We start from the raw sequence: 15,769 nt of genomic DNA on the forward strand, positions 1-15,769 counted from the left end.
AAGATGTCCAACCTGCTGAAGCGCGGGGCCGCCGCCCTGCGCGCGTCCTGGGCGCGTGCGGCCTTTGCCGCTGGTGTGATCGGGGCCCTGCTGCTCTTTGCCGGCGACCCGATCGTCGTGCGGGAGCTGGCCCTCAACCTCGTGCGGGCAGCGGCCGTGCTGCTCACCTTCGAGGGCTTCGTGCGCTACTCGACCCGCCGTACCAGCGAGTCGGTCGGGCCGATCGCGCTCGGCTGGTCGACCGCCTCGCCGGCGTCGTCGCCGCCCGGCCGGGAGGCGGACATGCCGCCGCGCCGCCGCCTGCGCTTCGCCGATCTCTTCGTCAAGATCTGGCGCGACCCCAGTGCCCTGCCGCTCGCCATCTTCCTGGTCGGCAATCTGGCCGTCCGCGGCGGCCTCGTGATCGCGGTGTGGCAGTGATCCGGCCGCGCGGATGGTGCCTCGCCCTGGCACTGGCGGCGCTGTGGGCCGTTTCGGCACCGGCCTCGTCGGCGGCCCCAGGCGACCGTTTCCTGGCCTGCGACCGCTACGACGGCGACGTGCGCGCCGCCGTCGATCGCTGGTGGGACGACTGGCCCGACTGGCGCGACTGGAAGAGCCAGCTCTTCCAGGAGTCGCGCTGCCGCCCGGGCGCCGTCAGCCCGGCCGGGGCCCTGGGCCTGGCGCAGTTCATGCCGGCGACGTGGGTCGATATCCTGCGGCGCCTGGGCGAGGACCCGCGGGCGGTGCCGCGCACGCAGGCGCGGATGTCGATCCGGGCCGGTGCCTATTACATGCGGGTCCTGCGCGACCAGTGGCGTGGCTGGTCGAAGTCGGCCGACGCGGCCGAGGTGCAGCGCCATGCCCAGGCCGGCTACAACGCCGGCTCCGGCCACATCCTCAACGCCTGGCGCCGCTGCGGCCGGCCGGCTGGCTGGGCGGTCACGCGCGACTGCCTGCCGTCCGTCACCGGCAAGCATGCGGCCGAGACCATCGCTTATGTCGACCTGATCGCGGAGTGGCGGGCCATGCTGGGGCGCCGGCGATGATCGAGGGCACGCTGGCCACCCTCGTCGGCGGCGCCGTCGGCATCGCCATCGCCATCATCCTGCTGCTGGCGATGGCGGCGGCCGGCGAGCGCGGGTGGATCCCGGTCTATCCCTCGGCCGAGGCAGCGTCCGCGGCAGCCCGCCGCTCGCCCTGGGACCGGCCTTCGGGCAGGTGGTGGATCACAGGCGCGGCGACCTTGCCGCAGGCGACGATCAGGTCTTCCAGGGTGTCGCCGCCCAGCCCGTCTGCGGGCGGCGAGGGGATCGGTCCGTGAGGTGGCGGACTGCCAGGGGGGCGGGTCAATCCGGCGGTCATCATCGGTGGCGCTCCTTTGCTCGGGAGACGGCATCGGGTCGCAACGAGGCCCAACCGTCCGCCGTGATTGCGGCGGGAATACGGCAGTGAAGGAGGCGGCATGAGGTGGCTGTTGCGACTGTTCGCCGGCGGCTCGGCCGCCTGGTGGTGCGCCGGCGCGGCCGCGGTCGCCGCGATCGCGCTGGCCGGAATGGTGTGGATCGAGCAGGGGGCGACGGCCGGCCAGCGCCGTCGGGCCGAAGCGGCCGAGGGCCGTGCCGCCACCCTGTTGCAGCAGCTCGACCTCGTGACCGAGGTCAATGCCAGCAACCTGGCCGCCATGGCCGCCCAGCGCCAGGCGCACGCCCGCGACCTAGCCGACCTGTCGGCCGAGGCCGAGCGGGCGCGCAAGGCCGGCGCCCGCCTCGTCGTCGTCAAACAGGAGATCGCCCGTGATCCCGATGCCTACTCGCCGGCCGCTGATCGCTGCCCTGCTCTCGATCGGATGCTTGACCGCCTGCGGCTCGACGGAGCCGCCGCCCCGCCTGGTGACGCGGGTCGAGCGGGTGGAAGTGCAGCATCCGCCCCAGCTTTTGGAGTGCCAGCCCGAGCCGCCGGTGCTGCCCCCACCCCGCAGCGTCGCTGACGTGCTGGGATGGGTGGCAGATCTGCGGGCAGCCGGGGCAGACTGTCGGGCGCGGCTGGCGTGTATCCGGCGGCGGCAGACGGGGGAGGGATGCTAGGGCCGGCCGACCCCAACTTGATGAATCACATGATCAGAAAGTCGTCGGCGCGCAGTTGGCCCGGTGAAACCCCGAGGATGCCCAGCTTGTGGCCGCCGCCGAAGTCGATCAGGGCAGCGCCACCGCCGCCGGTGGTAACCATGGCCAGGACTTGCTGGCCGGTGAATACGCCAGTGCCGTTGATGTCGGCCTGGATCACGATCTTGTCGCCCTGCGACCGGTTGAAATCGCCAATGACGTCCCAGCCGCCGTTGCTATTGATGACGAACAGGTCAGCGCCCGGCCCGCCGTAGAGCGCGTCGTTTTCCAGGTCACCCGAAAGCGTGTCGTTGCCGGCCTCACCGTACAGCGTGTCCTGTCCCGGTCCGCCGAAGACGCCGTCGTTGCCGGTGCCGCCATAGACGCTGTCGTTCCCAATGTTCCCGTTCACATGCCAGTCGTCGCCATCCTGGCCGAAAACCTGATCGTTGCCTTGGCCGCCGCGCACGAAGTCCTGCCCCGGGCCGCCATGCACGAGGTCGTTGCCGAGGTTGCCATTCACGTCATCGTCGCCATCGTCGCCGTAGAGCTTGTCGTTGCCGTCCAGCCCTCGAATGGTGTCGTTGCCGCTATAGCCGCGGATCGTGTCATTGCCCCAGTCGCCATCAATGCTGTCGGGACCGGCCTGACCGTTGATGGTCTGGTGCGGCGACGGTGGAGGCGGGGGCGGTGGAGGGGGTGGCGGAGGCGGAGGAGCGTAGAGGTTGTATGCGTCGACAGCGATAGCGTAGTTGCCGGTTGCATACACGAACTCCCATGTAAAAAGGACGTAATGAAAGCCAGAATACGATGCTTGAAAGTTGACGATCGTATCGGTCAGGGGAGGTTCGTATAAACCTAGATCCTCACCGTCATAGAATTGTAGAAGATATCCCTGGTTGTCGAAGATAGAAATATCTGGAGTACGTTCGCCGGCTGCGGCAAAATTGTAAGTGATGCCAGAGCTCAAATTAAATCGGACAAAATCTATATTTTCACTTGATAGAAGAATTCCTGTGAAAAGCCCTTCGACAGTATTAGGGTTATTGTCTGGAGGGCTGACGTAGATAGTCCCGTATGGGTAGGTAAAATCATATGACTGACGAGTTTCCGAGGCGAGTGAAGCTGTCCAGTAGATATTGCGTGCCATGTGACTTCCTCAACTCAAGAATCGATCGCGCGGACGGCGTGGATCGCAGAAATGGACGGCGATTGTCTGTTCACCATCCGACGACGCGGTACCCACGTCCCGACAGGCAGTTCGCGACGATCTGGCGCTGATTGGCCAGCCCTGCAGACCCTCCGGATGCTCCACCCGAGATGCCGCCAAGGCCGGCGCCGAAGGCCGCACCGCGCCCGCCGCCGACGACTGCGCCGAGCGCTGCCCCCAGCAGAGCGCCGGCAACGGCGGTCGCTGCAGCGGCGTTCGCCGGATCTCGTTGGGCCGCCAGGTCCTGGCATTCCGCGAGGTCGGCGTGATACCGACCGGGGCCGGCCGGAGAACTGCCGAAGTCAACGACTGGCTGGTAGTTGGTGCGCGCGCATCCGCCCAGCAAAAGGGCTGTTGCAATCGCCACGACGCTGATCTTCCCCATCGTTCGCTACCGTGCGATCGCCGGCGCCGGGGCGGCCACAGCCGGAGCCTCGGTAGCGGCGGCGCCTCCGCGCCAGCAGCCTCCGCGCTGCATGATCATCATGACGTTCGTGTTTCGCGCTTGCAGCGCGCCGATCTCGGCGCGGGCCGCCGACCCGTCTTCGCTGGTGGCGTATCCGATCAGGCCACCGAAGAACATGTTGCGGGTACGCTCGTCCTGTGCCCGATCGATCTCGCTGTAGAGCGCCTGGATCTTGGTCTGGTTGCTCAACATCTCGAACTGCGCGGCATCGCAGGACATTTGCCCATCCGTCGGCGCGACCATTGCCACCGGCTGGGCCATGCGATTTCCACCGCACCCGGCCAGGGCGAGCGCCAAGAAGGGAACACCCGCCCACTTGATCAATCGCGGCATCTCCACCCCCATTACGCGCGTTCTTCGGGCCTCAATCGCGCCCGTTTTTCGCGAGAAACCTGCCAGGAGGTAGAACTTAGCGCAACAGATAGTTGATCTTGACTCTGATGAATGGGGTGATTACGCGCACAGGCTGAGGGGGGGTTGTTTGGTGCCAAGCAGGGACATTCCAGGCCGGAAAGTGCGCACCTAGTCGTCGCTGCGGTCCGGCGGCCCGCCCTCGACCAGCCGATAGCCGTTGGCTACCAGCCAGCCCCACGTGCGACCATCGCCGCAGGTCCGGACGTAGTCCTCGCGCGCAGTATCGCGGTCGAGATCGTGTCGCACGGTGCGGCCGGCCGGATCGACGACGCACCACCCGTCGCGATTGACGATGGCGCGGCGCAGCTTGTGGCGTCGCACCGTCAGGGCCGCCCGACTTCGTCCCGCTGAATGTCCGGGCCATGCTTCTGGATGACGCTATCGTCCGTCTCGCGGCCTCCATCCTGGTGCCGGGGAACGTGCTGGTTCTGGCGCCGGATGGTGTCCCGGGCGGGGATCGGTTCCCGGTCGGGTGACGGCGGCTCGGGCATCTTGGGCGGGGTGGGAATGGTCATCACGGGGCTCCCTTCCAGGTGGCGGCGGGCGAGGTGCGCTGTGTGTGGAACTGCCGCGACCGCGGGCTGTTCCCCCAGGAGACGGAACTGGAGAATGCCGCATGGCCGATGACCTGAAAGACCGTGGCGCCGCGGATCGCGCCCGCGTCAATGTCAACGAGGATCACGAGCTCCACTATTGGACGGAGCGATTCGGCGTCAGCCGCCAGCGACTCCGTGCGGCGGTGAAGAAGGTCGGCCCGATGGCAGCCGACGTCCAGAAGGAGCTGGCCGGGCAGTAGCCGCTCAGGCGCCTGACAGGCGTGCCCGCGGGCGCTACGATCGCTCGATGTGCAATCTCTACTCGCTGACCAAGGGACAGGCGGCAATCGTCGCCCTGACCCGGGCGCTGGTCGACAGCACCGGCAACCTGCCGCCGATGCCGGGGATCTTCCCGGACTACGCCGCGCCGATCGTCCGCAACACGCCGGCCGGCCGCGAGCTGGCGATGGTGCGCTGGGGGATGCCGTCCTCGCGCAAGGCCCTGCTCGACGCCGCGACCAAGCGGGCCGACAAGCTGCGCGTCAAGGGCAAGGCGGTGGACTTCGACGAGCTTCTGCGGCTCGAGCCGGATGGCGGCACCACCAACGTCCGCAATACGGCCAGCGCGCACTGGAAGCGCTGGTTGGGCGTGGAGAACCGCTGCGTCGTGCCGATGACGTCCTTCAGCGAGTTCAATCGTGAGGCCGGCGGCGACATCTGGTTCGCGCTGGGCGACGACCGGCCGCTGGCGGTGTTCGCCGGCATCTGGGCGCCGCAGTGGACATCGGTGCGGAAGATGCGGACCGGCGTCGAGAACATCGACGTCTTCGCCTTCCTGACGACGACGCCCAACGCCGAGGTGGCGCCGATCCACCCCAAGGCCATGCCGGTGATCCTGACGCAGCCGGCCGAGATCGAGACCTGGATGACGGCGCCCTGGGCCGAGGCCAGCGCCCTGCAGCGGCCGCTGCCGGATGGGTCGCTCAAGATCGTCGCGCGTGGCGTGAAGAAGGACGTGGCCGAGCCTGTCTAGTCGTCGGCGCAGATCAGGAGGTATGGCCGCCCGTAGTTGTACAGCCGCCTCGGCCGCTCGCCGAGGCAGGCCACCCGCAGCATCCGGGCATTGCCGAGATCCCGGCCGGTGACGATGACGGGCAGCGATGGATCGTACCGGCGCAGATCTGCGGCCAGGCCAGCAACGGTCATGCTGGGCCGGGCCGGGTCCCAGCGCGCCGGGGCTAGGAAATGCGCGCCGCACTCCTGGCCCTGTGGGCAGGCACCCACCATCTCCGACAGCAGCAGGTCCATCGGGGTGTGGCTGCCGTAGCGCTCGATGATCCGATCGCGCTGGTAGCGACCGCGCCGCGGGCAGCGGCTGCAGGCCACGTGGATCATGGTCGAGGGGACGCCGCCGATCGTGCGGGCATCCCACGGGTTGCCGGCCATCGGTCTAGGGGTGCCGGCGGGAGGCGCGGGCTGCTTCCATTCCCGGCGCCCACATGCCCCGCCCGGCCGCCTTGGCCTCATCCTCCTGCGCGACATAGTCGAGCCCGTACCGCCGCCAGGCGCGCGCCCAGCCTCGGCGCACCAGCTCGGCCGCGACGTCGAGCCGGCCACGCCGGCAGACGGCGACGGTGTTGCGATACCGGTCATGGCCATGCGGTTCACAGTCGAGCGGCCGCCGGGCGATGATCCGCTCCATCTCCAGCCGCGCGCGGCCGCCCAGCGGCTCGCCCATCTCCGGCGCATCGATCGCCAGCAGCCGGATGCGGGTCCCGTCGATGACGAGGGTGTCGCCATCGGCGACGCGGGCTGGGCCGCGGATCGGCCCGGCTAAGGCCGGCAAGGCGACGAGAATCAGCAAAAAGGGGGCTAGGAGGCGCATAGCTGGCAATCTGCCGTGAGAACGTAGAGAGAACAAGTGTGCCAATAGTGTGTCTCGATTGTGCCTGATCGTACCCGTTCTGGCCGGTTTCCCGCCTCGCAGTGCTGGCTTGACTTCCTTCCGCTCCCCCTGCAAAACCGGGCGTCCGCTGATGTCCGGGGCGTAGCTCAGCCTGGTAGAGTGCTTGCTTTGGGAGCAAGATGCCGGAGGTTCGAATCCTCTCGCCCCGACCAGCGGAGCAGAGCCAGTTACGGACGGCAATCGAGGCGGAATCGACCATGGCAGAGGCGCGCATCTATCTTCCGGCGAAGTCGGCGATGCAGTCCGGTCGGGCGGGCACCCGGGAATGGGTGCTGGAGTTCGTGCCGGCCGAGGCCAAGCGCCACGACCCGCTGATGGGTTGGATCAGTTCCGGCGACACCCGCCTGCAACTCCGCCTGACCTTCGCGACGCTGGCCGAGGCCGAGGCGCATGCCCAGCGCCTGGGCCTCGCCTACAAGATCCAGCCGGCCCACCAGCGGACGATCAAGCCCAAGGCCTACGCCGACAATTTCAAGTATGATCGGGTGCGCGGCTGATGCCGCGCCCGCAGCGCACGCGCCCTTAGCTCAGTTGGATAGAGCACGCGCCTTCTAAGCGCGGGGTCGCTGGTTCGAGTCCAGCAGGGCGCGCCACGCTGTTCCGCCATTCATGGCAGGTCTCGCTTCATCGGCGCGCAGGGCTGCGCGCAGCGCGACCATCAGAGGATCCGCCGATGACGCTGAAGATGAAGAAAACCGTCAAGCAGATGGTGGAGGAGGCGGAGAGCCAGATCGAGACGCTGCCGCTGGCCGAGGCGCTGAAGCTGCACGGCCAGGACGGCGTGACCTTCATCGACATCCGCGATCCGCGCGAGCTGTGGCGGGACGGCACCATCCCGGGCGCCATCAACGTGACGCGCGGCATGCTGGAAATGTGGATCGATCCGGAAAGCCCGTACGCCAAGCCCTACTTCCAGACGGGCAACCGGTTCGTGTTCTTCTGTGCCGGCGCCTGGCGCTCGGCACTCGCGACCAAGACGGCGCAGGACATGGGCCTGGCGCCGGTCGCCCATCTCGAGGGCGGTCTCAGCGGCTGGAAGAAGGCGGGCGGCCCGGTCGAGGCGGTCGAGCCCAAGAAGTAGAAGCAGCCCGGCGGCGCCGTCGGTCGCGGACACAAGCCGGGCGGTCGCCGAGCGATCACCCCGCCAGCGCCCGGAACTGCTCCAGAAAGCGCCCGCGTGCGTCCTCCGCGGCCCATGGCGTCAGCGTCCCGTCGCGGCGCGTCCGGCGGAAGCTGAAGATCCGGCGGGCCTCCGCCTCGGTGAAGCCGGCCAGCTCGACCGCTTCGAAGAAGGCCGCGTCGACATCGGCGCGCTTGATCGCGCGCGTCCAGTCCGCCGGCAGCCGGGCCGGCAGGCCGAAGCGCAGATGGACCGCCTCCTGGACGCGGATCTCCACCGCCTTGTAGGCGTCGCCGATCACGCGCTTGAAGGGGGTGATCAGGTCCGCGGTCACGAACTCGCTGGCGTCGTGCAGCAGGGCGGCGAGGCGCAGGCCGGCGGCCGGGCGGTCGACCGCCCGCTCGACGATCTCCAGCACCAGCAGCGAGTGCTGGGCGACCGACAGGCCGTGCTCGCCCGCGGTCTGACCGTTCCAGCGCGCGACCCGCGACAGACCGAGCGCGATGTCCTCGATCTCGATGTCGAGCGGCGAGGGGTCGAGCAGGTCGAGGCGCCGTCCCGACAGCATGCGCTGCCACGCCCGGCCCGATGGATTTGCCGGCACCTGTGGGGTCCTCCGCGCATGGATCGGCTGCACCCGTTTACGCCAGTGTCCTGCGATTGGGGAAGCTGGGCCATCCGGGAAGCCGGCACCCGTACGTTTACGGCGCCCGCGACAGCGGCGGCGCCACCTCCTCCAGCGGGCGGCATTCGGCGGCGATGCCGAGGCGGAAGGCGACGACGGACGCCACCAGCATCAGGCCGCCGCCCAGCAGATAGCCCCACAGCACTTCGATGCGGCTGCCGGACTCGATCAGCACGCCGAAGAGGGCGGGGCCGCTGATGCCGCCGAGTGCCGTGCCGACGGCGTAGAAGATGGCGATGGCCATCGCCCGGATCTCCAGCGGGAAGCATTCGCCGACGGTCAGGTAGGCGGCACTGGCTCCGGCCGAGGCGAAGAAGAAGATCGTCGTCCAGGCGGCCGTCAGCGCCGTGGCGCCGAGCAGGCCGGCTGCGAAGGCGGCCCCGGTCGCGACCATCAGGATGCCGGCCAGGCCATAGGTCAACGCGATCATGATGCGCCGCCCGACCGTGTCGAACAGCCGGCCCAGCGTCAGCGGCCCGGCCAAGTTGCCCAGCGCGAAGGGCAGGATGAACCAGCCCACGTCGGCCGCGGCCACGCCGTAGAAGCGCGTCAGGATCAGGGCATAGGTGAAGAAGACGGCATTGTAGCAGAAGGCCTGGGTCGCCATCAGGGTGAGGCCCAGGATGGTGCGGCTGGGATAGTCGCGCAGCAGCGTGCGCGCGACCTCGGCCAGGCTGGTGTGCTGGCGGGCCACCAGCGCGATCGTCGGCAGCCCGGCCAGCGGCAGGGCGATGCCGTGGCTGCGCCGGGCGGTGGCCTCGATGCCGGCGACGATGCGCTCGGCCTCCTCCGGCCGGCCGTGGGTCATCAGCCAGCGCGGGCTCTCCGGCACCCACCGGCGCAGCCAGATCACCACCAGCGCCAGCGACCCGCCGACGATGAAGGCGACGCGCCAGCCGACGTCGGGCGCGAACAGGTCGGGGTCGAGCACGATGACGGAGGCGAGCGCGCCCAGTGCCGCCCCCAGCCAGAAGGTACCGTTGATGGCGATGTCGGTGACCCCGCGCCAGCGCGCCGGGATCAACTCCTGCACGGCGGAATTGACGGCCGCGTACTCGCCGCCGATGCCGGCCCCGGTCATGAAGCGAAAGAAGGCGAACGACCAGAAGTCCCAGGCGAACCCGGTCGAGACGGTGGCGACCAGGTAGACGGCCACGGTCGCCGTGAACATGGGCTTGCGGCCGTAGCGGTCGGTCAGCCGGCCGAAGCCCAGCGCGCCGGTGACCGCGCCCGCGACATAGGCGCTGGCGACCAGGCCGATCTCGGTCGCCGACAAGGCCAGCGTCGGGCTCTGCTCGATGGCGCCGGCCAGCGAGCCCACGAGCGTCACCTCCAGCCCGTCCAGGATCCAGGTGATGCCGAGCGCCACCACGACCAGCCAGTGGAACCGGGTCCAGGGCAGCCGGTCGAGGCGGGCCGGCACATCCGTCGTGAAGATCCCGCGGGCCGAGGGGCGTCGATCGGGCGGCTGCTCGGCCATGGCGCACTCCTGCCGTTGCCTCACCGCAACGTGCGCCGCGCGCTATCGTTCCGGCACCCGGACGCGGGCCGGACCGGCGGCTTCTACGGTCGTTCCGTTCGACGCAGCAACGCCTCGATCGCCGTCGCCGGCTGGGGCCGGCCGCAGAGATAGCCCTGCATCTGGTCGCATCCCATCTCGGCCAGCATGGCTGCCTGGTCCTCGCTCTCCACGCCCTCGGCGATGACCTGCATCCGCAAGGCATGGGCCAGCGATATGATCGTCTGCACGATCGTGCGCGCCTCCGACGTCACCAGAAGGCCGGCGATGAAGGAGCGATCGATCTTCAGGGCCTGGGCCGGAAGCGTCGTCAGATAGGCCAGAGAAGAGTGGCCGGTGCCGAAATCGTCGATCGCGATGCCGATGGCAAGGCGCCGCAGGTCGGCGAGGCGGCGGGCGCAGGCGGCGGGATCGTCCATCGCGACGCTCTCGGTCACCTCGATGTCGAGGCCACCGGGCGAGGCTCCATGAATGTCGGGGAAGTCCTGCAGCACGCGGCCGATCTCGGCCGCGAACTCGGGCGATTGCAACTGCCTGACCGAGACATTGACGGCGATGCGCGGCGGCACCAACCCCATCCGCAGCCATTCGCGCTGCTGCGCCAGCGCGCGCCGGACCACCCATTCGCCGACCTGGCCGATCAGGCCGATCTCTTCCAGCACGGGCACGAAGACGCCGGGCGGCACGATCCCGCGCTGTGGGTCCGTCCAGCGGATCAGCGCCTCCAGCCCCACCAGCGCGCGGGTCCGGGTGTCGACCTTCGGCTGGTAGTGGAGTTCGAACTCCTGGCAGTCGGTCGCCCGGCGCAGGGCGGACTGGAGCTCCAGCGATCGGGCGACCTGGGCATTCAGCGACGGATCGTAGAAATGGTACGGCCGGTTCGACTCCTTCGCCCGCAGCGCCGCCACCTCGACGTTGGCCAGGAGCGTGCCGACATCCGTGCCATCGGCCGGAAATATGGCGATACCGACCACCGCGGACATGCGTACCAGTTGTCCGTTCACGCTGAACGGCAAGGTGACCATTTCCCGGGCGGCGCGCTCGATCAGGTTGGCGACGCGGACGGCATCGGAGGCGTCGGCCACGAAGGTGGCGAAGCGCCCGCCCTCCATGCGCGCCAAGTTCTCCGGCCGCTCGACGATCGCGGCCAGCCGCTGGGCGAACGCCCGCAGCAGCACGTCCCCCGCTTCCCGCCGGTAGGCGTCGTTGATCTCGCGCAGATGACGGAGATCGATAAAGATCACCGCCAGCGGCGTCTCGCTGCGCCGGGCCGCGATCAGCGCCTGGTTCAACCGCTCCTGGAACAGGGTGCGGTTCGGAAGCTGGGTCAGCTCGTCATGGTGGGCGAGGTAGGCGATGCGGTCCAGGTTCGACAGATGGTCCTGCGCATAGGCGATCTCGTGCGTGACGTCGCCCAGTAGCTCGATCAGCCGCGGGGTGAAGAAGGTGCGCTCGCGGCTGAAGACAACGAAGACGCCCGATACCTGGTCGTCCTGGACCAGGGGCAGCGCCACTGAGGACTGATAGCCCATGGCGACGATGGACCGTCGGCGCGGCCCGCCAAGCTCCGGCGTGCCGGCGAGATTGTCGTTCAGGACCGGCCGCATTTCCAACACGGCGCGGGACACTTCGTCGAGCCGTTCCGGCGCGGTGCGCAGGATCGGCAGCGGTGGCGCCGATACCAGGGCATCGAATCCTTCGCCGCAGCCCGCGACGAAGGAGACCTCGCCGATCGCCGGATCGTAGGCCGAGATGGCGGCCAGGCCCAGGCCGCCATCCTCCACCGTGATCCGGCAGATGCCGTCGAAAAGTTCCTGTCGCCCCTGCGCCTGGCGGGCGAAATGGGTGACGCGCGCCAGCAGGGCATAGAGCCGGTCTAGTCGGGCGATCTCCGCGCTCTGGGCGCGGTGCTTGAGGAACTGGCCGATCTGGCCGCCAACCGCGGCCAGGAGCGCCATTCGGCTTGGCCGTTCTTCCTCGATCTCGTTCCCGACGAAGCTGAGCACCCCGAAGAACTCGCCGCCGGTGAATATCGGCAGGGCCGCCGCCTTTCGCAGTCCGGCGGCGACCGCTGCTTCCACCTGCACGAAGGCCGGGGCCTTGCGGCAATCGGGGATCCAGACAGCCCTGCCGGTCGACCAGGCCGTGCCGGCCAGGCCACTGCCGAGCGCCGGCGCGCCCTCGATGGCGCGGCGCGCGAACGTCTCCAGGGCTGCGCCCGGCTCGTGCCAGACCGTAGTGCCGCGCAGCCGCTTGTCGCGATGGTCGAGTTCGCGCAGGAAGCCCACCGTGAAGCCCAGGTGGCGGCCTATGGCCTGCATCAGGGCGGGGGCAGCCTGATCCAGGCTGGACGGCCCGGCCAGGATGCGGGCGATCTCGTACTGCAGCCGCAGGTCGCCTTCCGCCTCCGACGGGGGGGTGTGCCGCCGCGCCCCCCGGCTGGCCGTAGGAGGAGACCGTCCGCGCCGGTACAGCCATGCGGCGACACGGGCCAGTGCCGACAGGTCGTCGACATAGTCGTCGCCAATCCCGGTCTGGCCGTCGGGCGCGATGCAGCAGATCCCGCCGACATCCGGGTCAATCGACACGATCGCGGCCGTGCCTGCCTGCGGCAGGTCCGCCGGCCATCCGGGCCGGGCTTCGAAGCGAAACCGCAACGCTCGCTCGCTCGCGAGCGGCAGGCGATCCTCCGCAATCGCCGTCGACGAGGGGCCGCGCCGCCGGCTTGTCGCGGCACCCTTTGGCGGCGCCGGCTCGGCTGCCACGACCCGGTATCCCCGCGCCAGGGAAGCCGCGGCACTGCATGTCGCGCGCAGGACCCGGGCTGGCGTCGGCGACGAGCCCCAGCCCCTTTTCAGCACCGCCAGGGCGACCGCCAATCCGGCATTCGGCGTCGCGGCCGGGAGAGCGCCGTCCGCCTCTTCGCCCCACACGTTCAGAAGCGGTACCGCCGCTCGTGCATTCGATCCGCTGCGGAGGCCTGCCATCCCGGCGTCTCGCTCAAGAAATGCGGCGCGAATATTCGACGCCTCTTCGATACTACAACGCCTGGCTATGCCAAAGTAGGCGCTATCTTTCGGCGGGCTCCTGCGCCCGGCCCGACCTTTCCGGTGCAGGCCATGACAGGCTTTTCGACTTCTTCCCGGCGTGGGTTCGTCCTCATGAAGAGGCATCGCACACAGGCATGACCGTCCGCCGCAGCCTTGTTCCCGCGCCCTACGATCCGGACCGGGTGCGCTCCTTCTGCATCGGCCACAGGCCGCCGGTCTTTCCCCTGCCGCCCGGCACCGTCTTCGTCAGCGAGCGGCCCTGCGGCGTCGAAGGGGCCTGGATCTATCCCGAGACCTACCCCCAGCTCATGTCCGGCGACAGCGCCTCGGAATACCCCGCCCTATTCGCGATCCGCCGCCGGCTGGAGGCCGAGGGTTTCGATGGCCTAGTCCTGCTGACCCAGTACCGCAAGTTCGTCAGCACGGCCGAGATCGGCCGGGTGGTGGACGGCTTCCCGCATGTGAAGCTGGCGGGGCCGGCCGAAGTCGTGTCCCTGCCGCCGGAGGTCCTGCTGCCGCATGCCGGCGTGCAATGGCTGATCTCCAAGCCGATGGAGTACGACCGCGGCCTGGGCCAGCAGTATCGCGCCTGCCATGTCGGCCGCGACCTGCTGCGCTTCCTGGCCGATGCGGTCGACCATGGCGTGGTGACGGACAGTTTCGCCATGAACCTGCTGTCGGCCCGGCGCCTGCTGGTGTCGCCGGCAATCGGAGTCTATCCGGCCGACGCCTTCATCGCCATCTTCACCCAGCTTGAGGCGGCGGCCAGCGCCTTCCTGGCCGGCGGCTATCGCCCGCGCGGCGATTATCAGCGCCGCGTCGTCGGCTACTGCCTGGAACGGCTGAACAGCGTGCTGGCGGCCAACCGCATCGTCGATGCCGGGCTGAACGGCGACCAGGTGTTCCGCTACGTCACCGTGGTCGGCGACGACGAGCGGCTCACGCCGACGGCCTGAGCCGCTGCCTGATCCGATGCCGATGCCGATTCCGGGCGCGCGCGGTGCAGGCGCTGCATCGCCTGGGCCAGGTCCCGCCGTGCGGCGGCGGTGTCGATCGGCCGCGCCGGCGGATGGGGCGATGACAGCCGTTGGCTCTGGAATTCCACCGTCAGCAGGTCGGCCAGCCGTGCCGTCATAGCCGCCAGCTCCGCCGCCAGATCGTCGAAGGTCGCCGCCGCGGCTGCCGGCCCGACATCGTCCAGGCCCAGGGCCGCCGCCTGAAGTTCCGCCAGCAGCCGGCCGACCGGCGGGCTGAAGATGGCGTAGGACCCGGCACGGTGGTGGCGCAGGGCGGGGCGGACGAGGTCGCCCGCGGGCGGATCCCCGGCTGCGGGCGCCCGGCCCAGCAGACGCGCGAGCCGGCCTGCCGGCCCGTGCCAATCCTCCAGCAACTCGCCATAGGCCACGACGATCCGCGGCAGGTCGCGGCTGTCCCGCTCCGCATCGACCAGGTGCCTGGCCCAGAGCAGGCCGGCGAAATCGGGTGAGAGCTGGTTGCGCTCGAGCAGCGAGGCGGCAACGTCGGGCGGCTCGCGCAGCGCCAGCACGACCTTGGCCGCGGCCCCCTTGGCCGCCAGCACCGGACGATAGAACGGCATCATCCGGCAGATGCGGGGGTCCTTCAGCACGAAGAGCGGGGCATCGGCAAAGCTCGCCCGCAGCGCGCCGCCGACCAACCGGGCGATCTCCCGGCCTGTGGCGTCCGGCACACGGGACAGGTCGAGCGGCCGGGGGTCGAGCCAGGCGCTGTCGGCCACCGCCAGCAGCCGGTCATTCAGCGCCACCAAGCCCAAGGGTTCCCAATAGCCCTCGACATTGTCGGGCCCGGCCGGTGCCGCATCGTGCGGCAGGGCGGCACCCAGGCTGCCGATCAGCCGCGTCAGGATCGAGGTGCCGCTGCGATGCATGCCGAGCACCAGCAGGGCGGTGCGCGATGGCGCGGGAGGCGGGCAGTCGGGGGCGGGGCTGGACACCCTCGACCCGTACCCCATCGCGGGGGCGGTTGCATGGCCGATCCGATCCAGTCCGACGCGATCCGGCCGGCACGGGTTGCATCTCTGGTCACCGGCGACTATGCCGCCGGTGACCAGAGATGGATGGGGCGCGGGGCGGATGGCGATGGACGAACGGGGATTGGAGCAGGCGGGCGGCCTGGTGGCGTTCTGGCGCGCGGCTGGGCGGGAGCGCTGGTTCACCAAGGATGCGGCGTTCGACGCGATGTTCCGCGACCGCTATCTCGACCTGCATTTCGCGGCCGCCCGTCGCGAGCTGGACGCGTGGGGCGCCACCGCCGAGGGCGCGCTGGCCCGCCTGCTGCTGCTCGACCAGTTCCCACGCAATGCCTTCCGCGGCACCGGCCACATGTATGCGACCGACCCGCTGGCGCGGCTGGCCGCCGACCAGGCGGTGGCGGCGGGGTTGGACCAGGCGGTCGAACTGGAATTGCGGGTGTTCTTCTACCTGCCGTTCGCCCATTCGGAGGTCCTGGCCGACCAGGACCGGTCGCTCGCCCTGAACGAGCGGCTGGGCGGGGACTATCCCGGCCATGCCGCCCGCCATCGCGACATCGTCCTGCGCTTCGGGCGCTTTCCCCATCGCAACCCCATCCTCGGCCGGACGACGACGGCCGCGGAGGCGGCGTTCCTGGCCGAGGGCGGATTCGCCGGGTGATATACCAGCCGGCCGCTCCCATTTGGTGTCGGCCGGTATAGAGTTCGGTA

21 protein-coding genes and 2 tRNA genes are annotated in these 15,769 nt (G+C 69.6%); 12 read left to right on the plus strand and 11 right to left on the minus strand.

All coding sequences use genetic code 11. From position 1 onward, the window contains the following. The first annotated feature begins 3 nt into the window (after window positions 1-3). From STVA_RS04780 to STVA_RS04795, 4 genes are all read left to right on the plus strand, one after another. A complete protein-coding gene (locus STVA_RS04780) occupies window positions 4-420 on the plus strand; it encodes a hypothetical protein (RefSeq protein WP_123689710.1) in 417 nt (138 codons plus the stop codon). After that, window positions 417-1,028 (plus strand): transglycosylase SLT domain-containing protein, encoded by a 612-nt coding sequence (locus STVA_RS04785; RefSeq protein WP_197735787.1) that lies wholly within the window; start codon window positions 417-419, stop codon window positions 1,026-1,028. The genes STVA_RS04780 and STVA_RS04785 overlap by 4 nt, the downstream gene beginning before the upstream one ends. Beyond that, the gene (locus STVA_RS04790; protein ID WP_123689709.1) at window positions 1,025-1,303 is read left to right on the plus strand and encodes a hypothetical protein; all 279 of its coding nucleotides are present in this window, start codon (window positions 1,025-1,027) and stop codon (window positions 1,301-1,303) included. Before STVA_RS04785 ends, STVA_RS04790 begins: the two co-directional genes overlap by 4 nt. Window positions 1,304-1,444: 141 nt before the next feature. Beyond that, window positions 1,445-1,969 carry a hypothetical protein gene (locus tag STVA_RS04795; protein WP_123689708.1) on the plus strand — a complete coding sequence of 175 codons (525 nt, stop codon included), beginning with the start codon at window positions 1,445-1,447 and terminating at the stop codon, window positions 1,967-1,969. Window positions 1,970-2,091: 122 nt separating this feature from the next. On the opposite strand, the gene STVA_RS04800 is transcribed toward STVA_RS04795, so the two are convergent. The 5 genes from STVA_RS04800 to STVA_RS04820 form a co-directional block, all read right to left on the minus strand. Next, window positions 2,092-3,234: a calcium-binding protein gene (locus tag STVA_RS04800; protein ID WP_123689707.1), complete on the minus strand. Its 1,143-nt coding sequence runs from the start codon at window positions 3,232-3,234 to the stop codon at window positions 2,092-2,094. Window positions 3,235-3,304: 70 nt separating this feature from the next. Further along, complete coding sequence (locus STVA_RS27540) at window positions 3,305-3,679, minus strand: glycine zipper family protein (protein WP_170216456.1); 375 nt, start codon at window positions 3,677-3,679, stop codon at window positions 3,305-3,307. Between the two features lie 6 nt (window positions 3,680-3,685). Continuing rightward, window positions 3,686-4,021 carry a hypothetical protein gene (locus STVA_RS04810; protein ID WP_142235657.1) on the minus strand — a complete coding sequence of 112 codons (336 nt, stop codon included), beginning with the start codon at window positions 4,019-4,021 and terminating at the stop codon, window positions 3,686-3,688. 261 nt (window positions 4,022-4,282) lie between these two features. After that, the gene (locus STVA_RS04815; protein WP_123689705.1) at window positions 4,283-4,495 is read right to left on the minus strand and encodes a hypothetical protein; all 213 of its coding nucleotides are present in this window, start codon (window positions 4,493-4,495) and stop codon (window positions 4,283-4,285) included. Window positions 4,496-4,497: 2 nt separating this feature from the next. Next, window positions 4,498-4,689 carry a hypothetical protein gene (locus STVA_RS04820; RefSeq protein ID WP_142235658.1) on the minus strand — a complete coding sequence of 64 codons (192 nt, stop codon included), beginning with the start codon at window positions 4,687-4,689 and terminating at the stop codon, window positions 4,498-4,500. Between the two features lie 101 nt (window positions 4,690-4,790). Here STVA_RS04820 and STVA_RS04825 point away from each other — a divergent pair, with 101 nt between their 5' ends. Then, window positions 4,791-4,970, plus strand: a complete 180-nt coding sequence (locus STVA_RS04825; RefSeq protein WP_123689704.1) for a DUF3606 domain-containing protein — start codon at window positions 4,791-4,793, stop codon at window positions 4,968-4,970. 47 nt (window positions 4,971-5,017) lie between these two features. Then, window positions 5,018-5,743, plus strand: a complete 726-nt coding sequence (locus STVA_RS04830) for an SOS response-associated peptidase (protein WP_123689703.1) — start codon at window positions 5,018-5,020, stop codon at window positions 5,741-5,743. Here STVA_RS04830 and STVA_RS04835 read toward each other — a convergent pair. Both STVA_RS04835 and STVA_RS04840 read right to left on the minus strand, forming a co-directional pair. Next, window positions 5,740-6,156 (minus strand): hypothetical protein, encoded by a 417-nt coding sequence (locus tag STVA_RS04835; protein ID WP_123689702.1) that lies wholly within the window; start codon window positions 6,154-6,156, stop codon window positions 5,740-5,742. The genes STVA_RS04830 and STVA_RS04835 overlap by 4 nt on opposite strands. A 4-nt stretch (window positions 6,157-6,160) precedes the next feature. Further along, window positions 6,161-6,574, minus strand: coding sequence for a thermonuclease family protein (locus tag STVA_RS04840; RefSeq protein ID WP_170221591.1), 414 nt, complete (start codon window positions 6,572-6,574; stop codon window positions 6,161-6,163). A 177-nt stretch (window positions 6,575-6,751) separates the two neighbouring features. Between STVA_RS04840 and STVA_RS04845 the strand changes: the two genes are divergently transcribed. From STVA_RS04845 to STVA_RS04860, 4 genes are all read left to right on the plus strand, one after another. Beyond that, a tRNA-Pro gene (locus tag STVA_RS04845) sits at window positions 6,752-6,828 on the plus strand. Window positions 6,829-6,873: 45 nt separating this feature from the next. Beyond that, window positions 6,874-7,173, plus strand: coding sequence for an ETC complex I subunit (locus STVA_RS04850; RefSeq protein ID WP_123689700.1), 300 nt, complete (start codon window positions 6,874-6,876; stop codon window positions 7,171-7,173). 19 nt (window positions 7,174-7,192) lie between these two features. After that, window positions 7,193-7,269 (plus strand) — tRNA-Arg (locus tag STVA_RS04855). A gap of 80 nt (window positions 7,270-7,349) precedes the next feature. Continuing rightward, window positions 7,350-7,757: a rhodanese-like domain-containing protein gene (locus STVA_RS04860; protein ID WP_123689699.1), complete on the plus strand. Its 408-nt coding sequence runs from the start codon at window positions 7,350-7,352 to the stop codon at window positions 7,755-7,757. A gap of 55 nt (window positions 7,758-7,812) precedes the next feature. On the opposite strand, the gene STVA_RS04865 is transcribed toward STVA_RS04860, so the two are convergent. From STVA_RS04865 to STVA_RS04875, 3 genes are all read right to left on the minus strand, one after another. After that, window positions 7,813-8,400, minus strand: coding sequence for a YfbR-like 5'-deoxynucleotidase (locus STVA_RS04865; RefSeq protein WP_245978313.1), 588 nt, complete (start codon window positions 8,398-8,400; stop codon window positions 7,813-7,815). 97 nt (window positions 8,401-8,497) lie between these two features. Beyond that, window positions 8,498-9,961 (minus strand): MFS transporter, encoded by a 1,464-nt coding sequence (locus STVA_RS04870; protein WP_123689698.1) that lies wholly within the window; start codon window positions 9,959-9,961, stop codon window positions 8,498-8,500. 83 nt (window positions 9,962-10,044) lie between these two features. Further along, a complete protein-coding gene (locus STVA_RS04875; protein ID WP_170221592.1) occupies window positions 10,045-12,987 on the minus strand; it encodes a GGDEF domain-containing protein in 2,943 nt (980 codons plus the stop codon). 197 nt (window positions 12,988-13,184) lie between these two features. Here STVA_RS04875 and STVA_RS04880 point away from each other — a divergent pair, with 197 nt between their 5' ends. Further along, window positions 13,185-14,006, plus strand: coding sequence for a hypothetical protein (locus tag STVA_RS04880; protein ID WP_123689696.1), 822 nt, complete (start codon window positions 13,185-13,187; stop codon window positions 14,004-14,006). On the opposite strand, the gene STVA_RS04885 is transcribed toward STVA_RS04880, so the two are convergent. Then, a complete protein-coding gene (locus tag STVA_RS04885) occupies window positions 13,958-15,022 on the minus strand; it encodes a sulfotransferase family protein (protein WP_142235659.1) in 1,065 nt (354 codons plus the stop codon). The genes STVA_RS04880 and STVA_RS04885 overlap by 49 nt on opposite strands. A gap of 139 nt (window positions 15,023-15,161) precedes the next feature. Here STVA_RS04885 and STVA_RS04890 point away from each other — a divergent pair, with 139 nt between their 5' ends. After that, window positions 15,162-15,719, plus strand: a complete 558-nt coding sequence (locus tag STVA_RS04890) for a DUF924 family protein (RefSeq protein WP_245978312.1) — start codon at window positions 15,162-15,164, stop codon at window positions 15,717-15,719. The last annotated feature ends 50 nt before the right edge of the window (window positions 15,720-15,769 follow it).

This window comes from Stella humosa (assembly GCF_006738645.1).
Lineage (GTDB): Bacteria > Pseudomonadota > Alphaproteobacteria > ATCC43930 > Allostellaceae > Allostella > Allostella humosa.

Coding starts and splice junctions, on each gene's coding strand:
- STVA_RS04875 (WP_170221592.1), bottom strand. CDS start 12,987: ATGGCAGGCCTCCGCAGCGGATCGAATGCACGAGCGGCGGTACCGCTT.
- STVA_RS04880 (WP_123689696.1), top strand. CDS start 13,185: ATGACCGTCCGCCGCAGCCTTGTTCCCGCGCCCTACGATCCGGACCGG.
- STVA_RS04870 (WP_123689698.1), bottom strand. CDS start 9,961: ATGGCCGAGCAGCCGCCCGATCGACGCCCCTCGGCCCGCGGGATCTTC.
- STVA_RS04780 (WP_123689710.1), top strand. CDS start 4: ATGTCCAACCTGCTGAAGCGCGGGGCCGCCGCCCTGCGCGCGTCCTGG.
- STVA_RS04820 (WP_142235658.1), bottom strand. CDS start 4,689: ATGACCATTCCCACCCCGCCCAAGATGCCCGAGCCGCCGTCACCCGAC.
- STVA_RS04835 (WP_123689702.1), bottom strand. CDS start 6,156: ATGGCCGGCAACCCGTGGGATGCCCGCACGATCGGCGGCGTCCCCTCG.
- STVA_RS04850 (WP_123689700.1), top strand. CDS start 6,874: ATGGCAGAGGCGCGCATCTATCTTCCGGCGAAGTCGGCGATGCAGTCC.
- STVA_RS04795 (WP_123689708.1), top strand. CDS start 1,445: ATGAGGTGGCTGTTGCGACTGTTCGCCGGCGGCTCGGCCGCCTGGTGG.
- STVA_RS27540 (WP_170216456.1), bottom strand. CDS start 3,679: ATGGGGAAGATCAGCGTCGTGGCGATTGCAACAGCCCTTTTGCTGGGC.
- STVA_RS04810 (WP_142235657.1), bottom strand. CDS start 4,021: ATGGCCCAGCCGGTGGCAATGGTCGCGCCGACGGATGGGCAAATGTCC.
- STVA_RS04800 (WP_123689707.1), bottom strand. CDS start 3,234: ATGGCACGCAATATCTACTGGACAGCTTCACTCGCCTCGGAAACTCGT.
- STVA_RS04790 (WP_123689709.1), top strand. CDS start 1,025: ATGATCGAGGGCACGCTGGCCACCCTCGTCGGCGGCGCCGTCGGCATC.
- STVA_RS04860 (WP_123689699.1), top strand. CDS start 7,350: ATGACGCTGAAGATGAAGAAAACCGTCAAGCAGATGGTGGAGGAGGCG.
- STVA_RS04890 (WP_245978312.1), top strand. CDS start 15,162: ATGGCGATGGACGAACGGGGATTGGAGCAGGCGGGCGGCCTGGTGGCG.
- STVA_RS04825 (WP_123689704.1), top strand. CDS start 4,791: ATGGCCGATGACCTGAAAGACCGTGGCGCCGCGGATCGCGCCCGCGTC.
- STVA_RS04830 (WP_123689703.1), top strand. CDS start 5,018: ATGTGCAATCTCTACTCGCTGACCAAGGGACAGGCGGCAATCGTCGCC.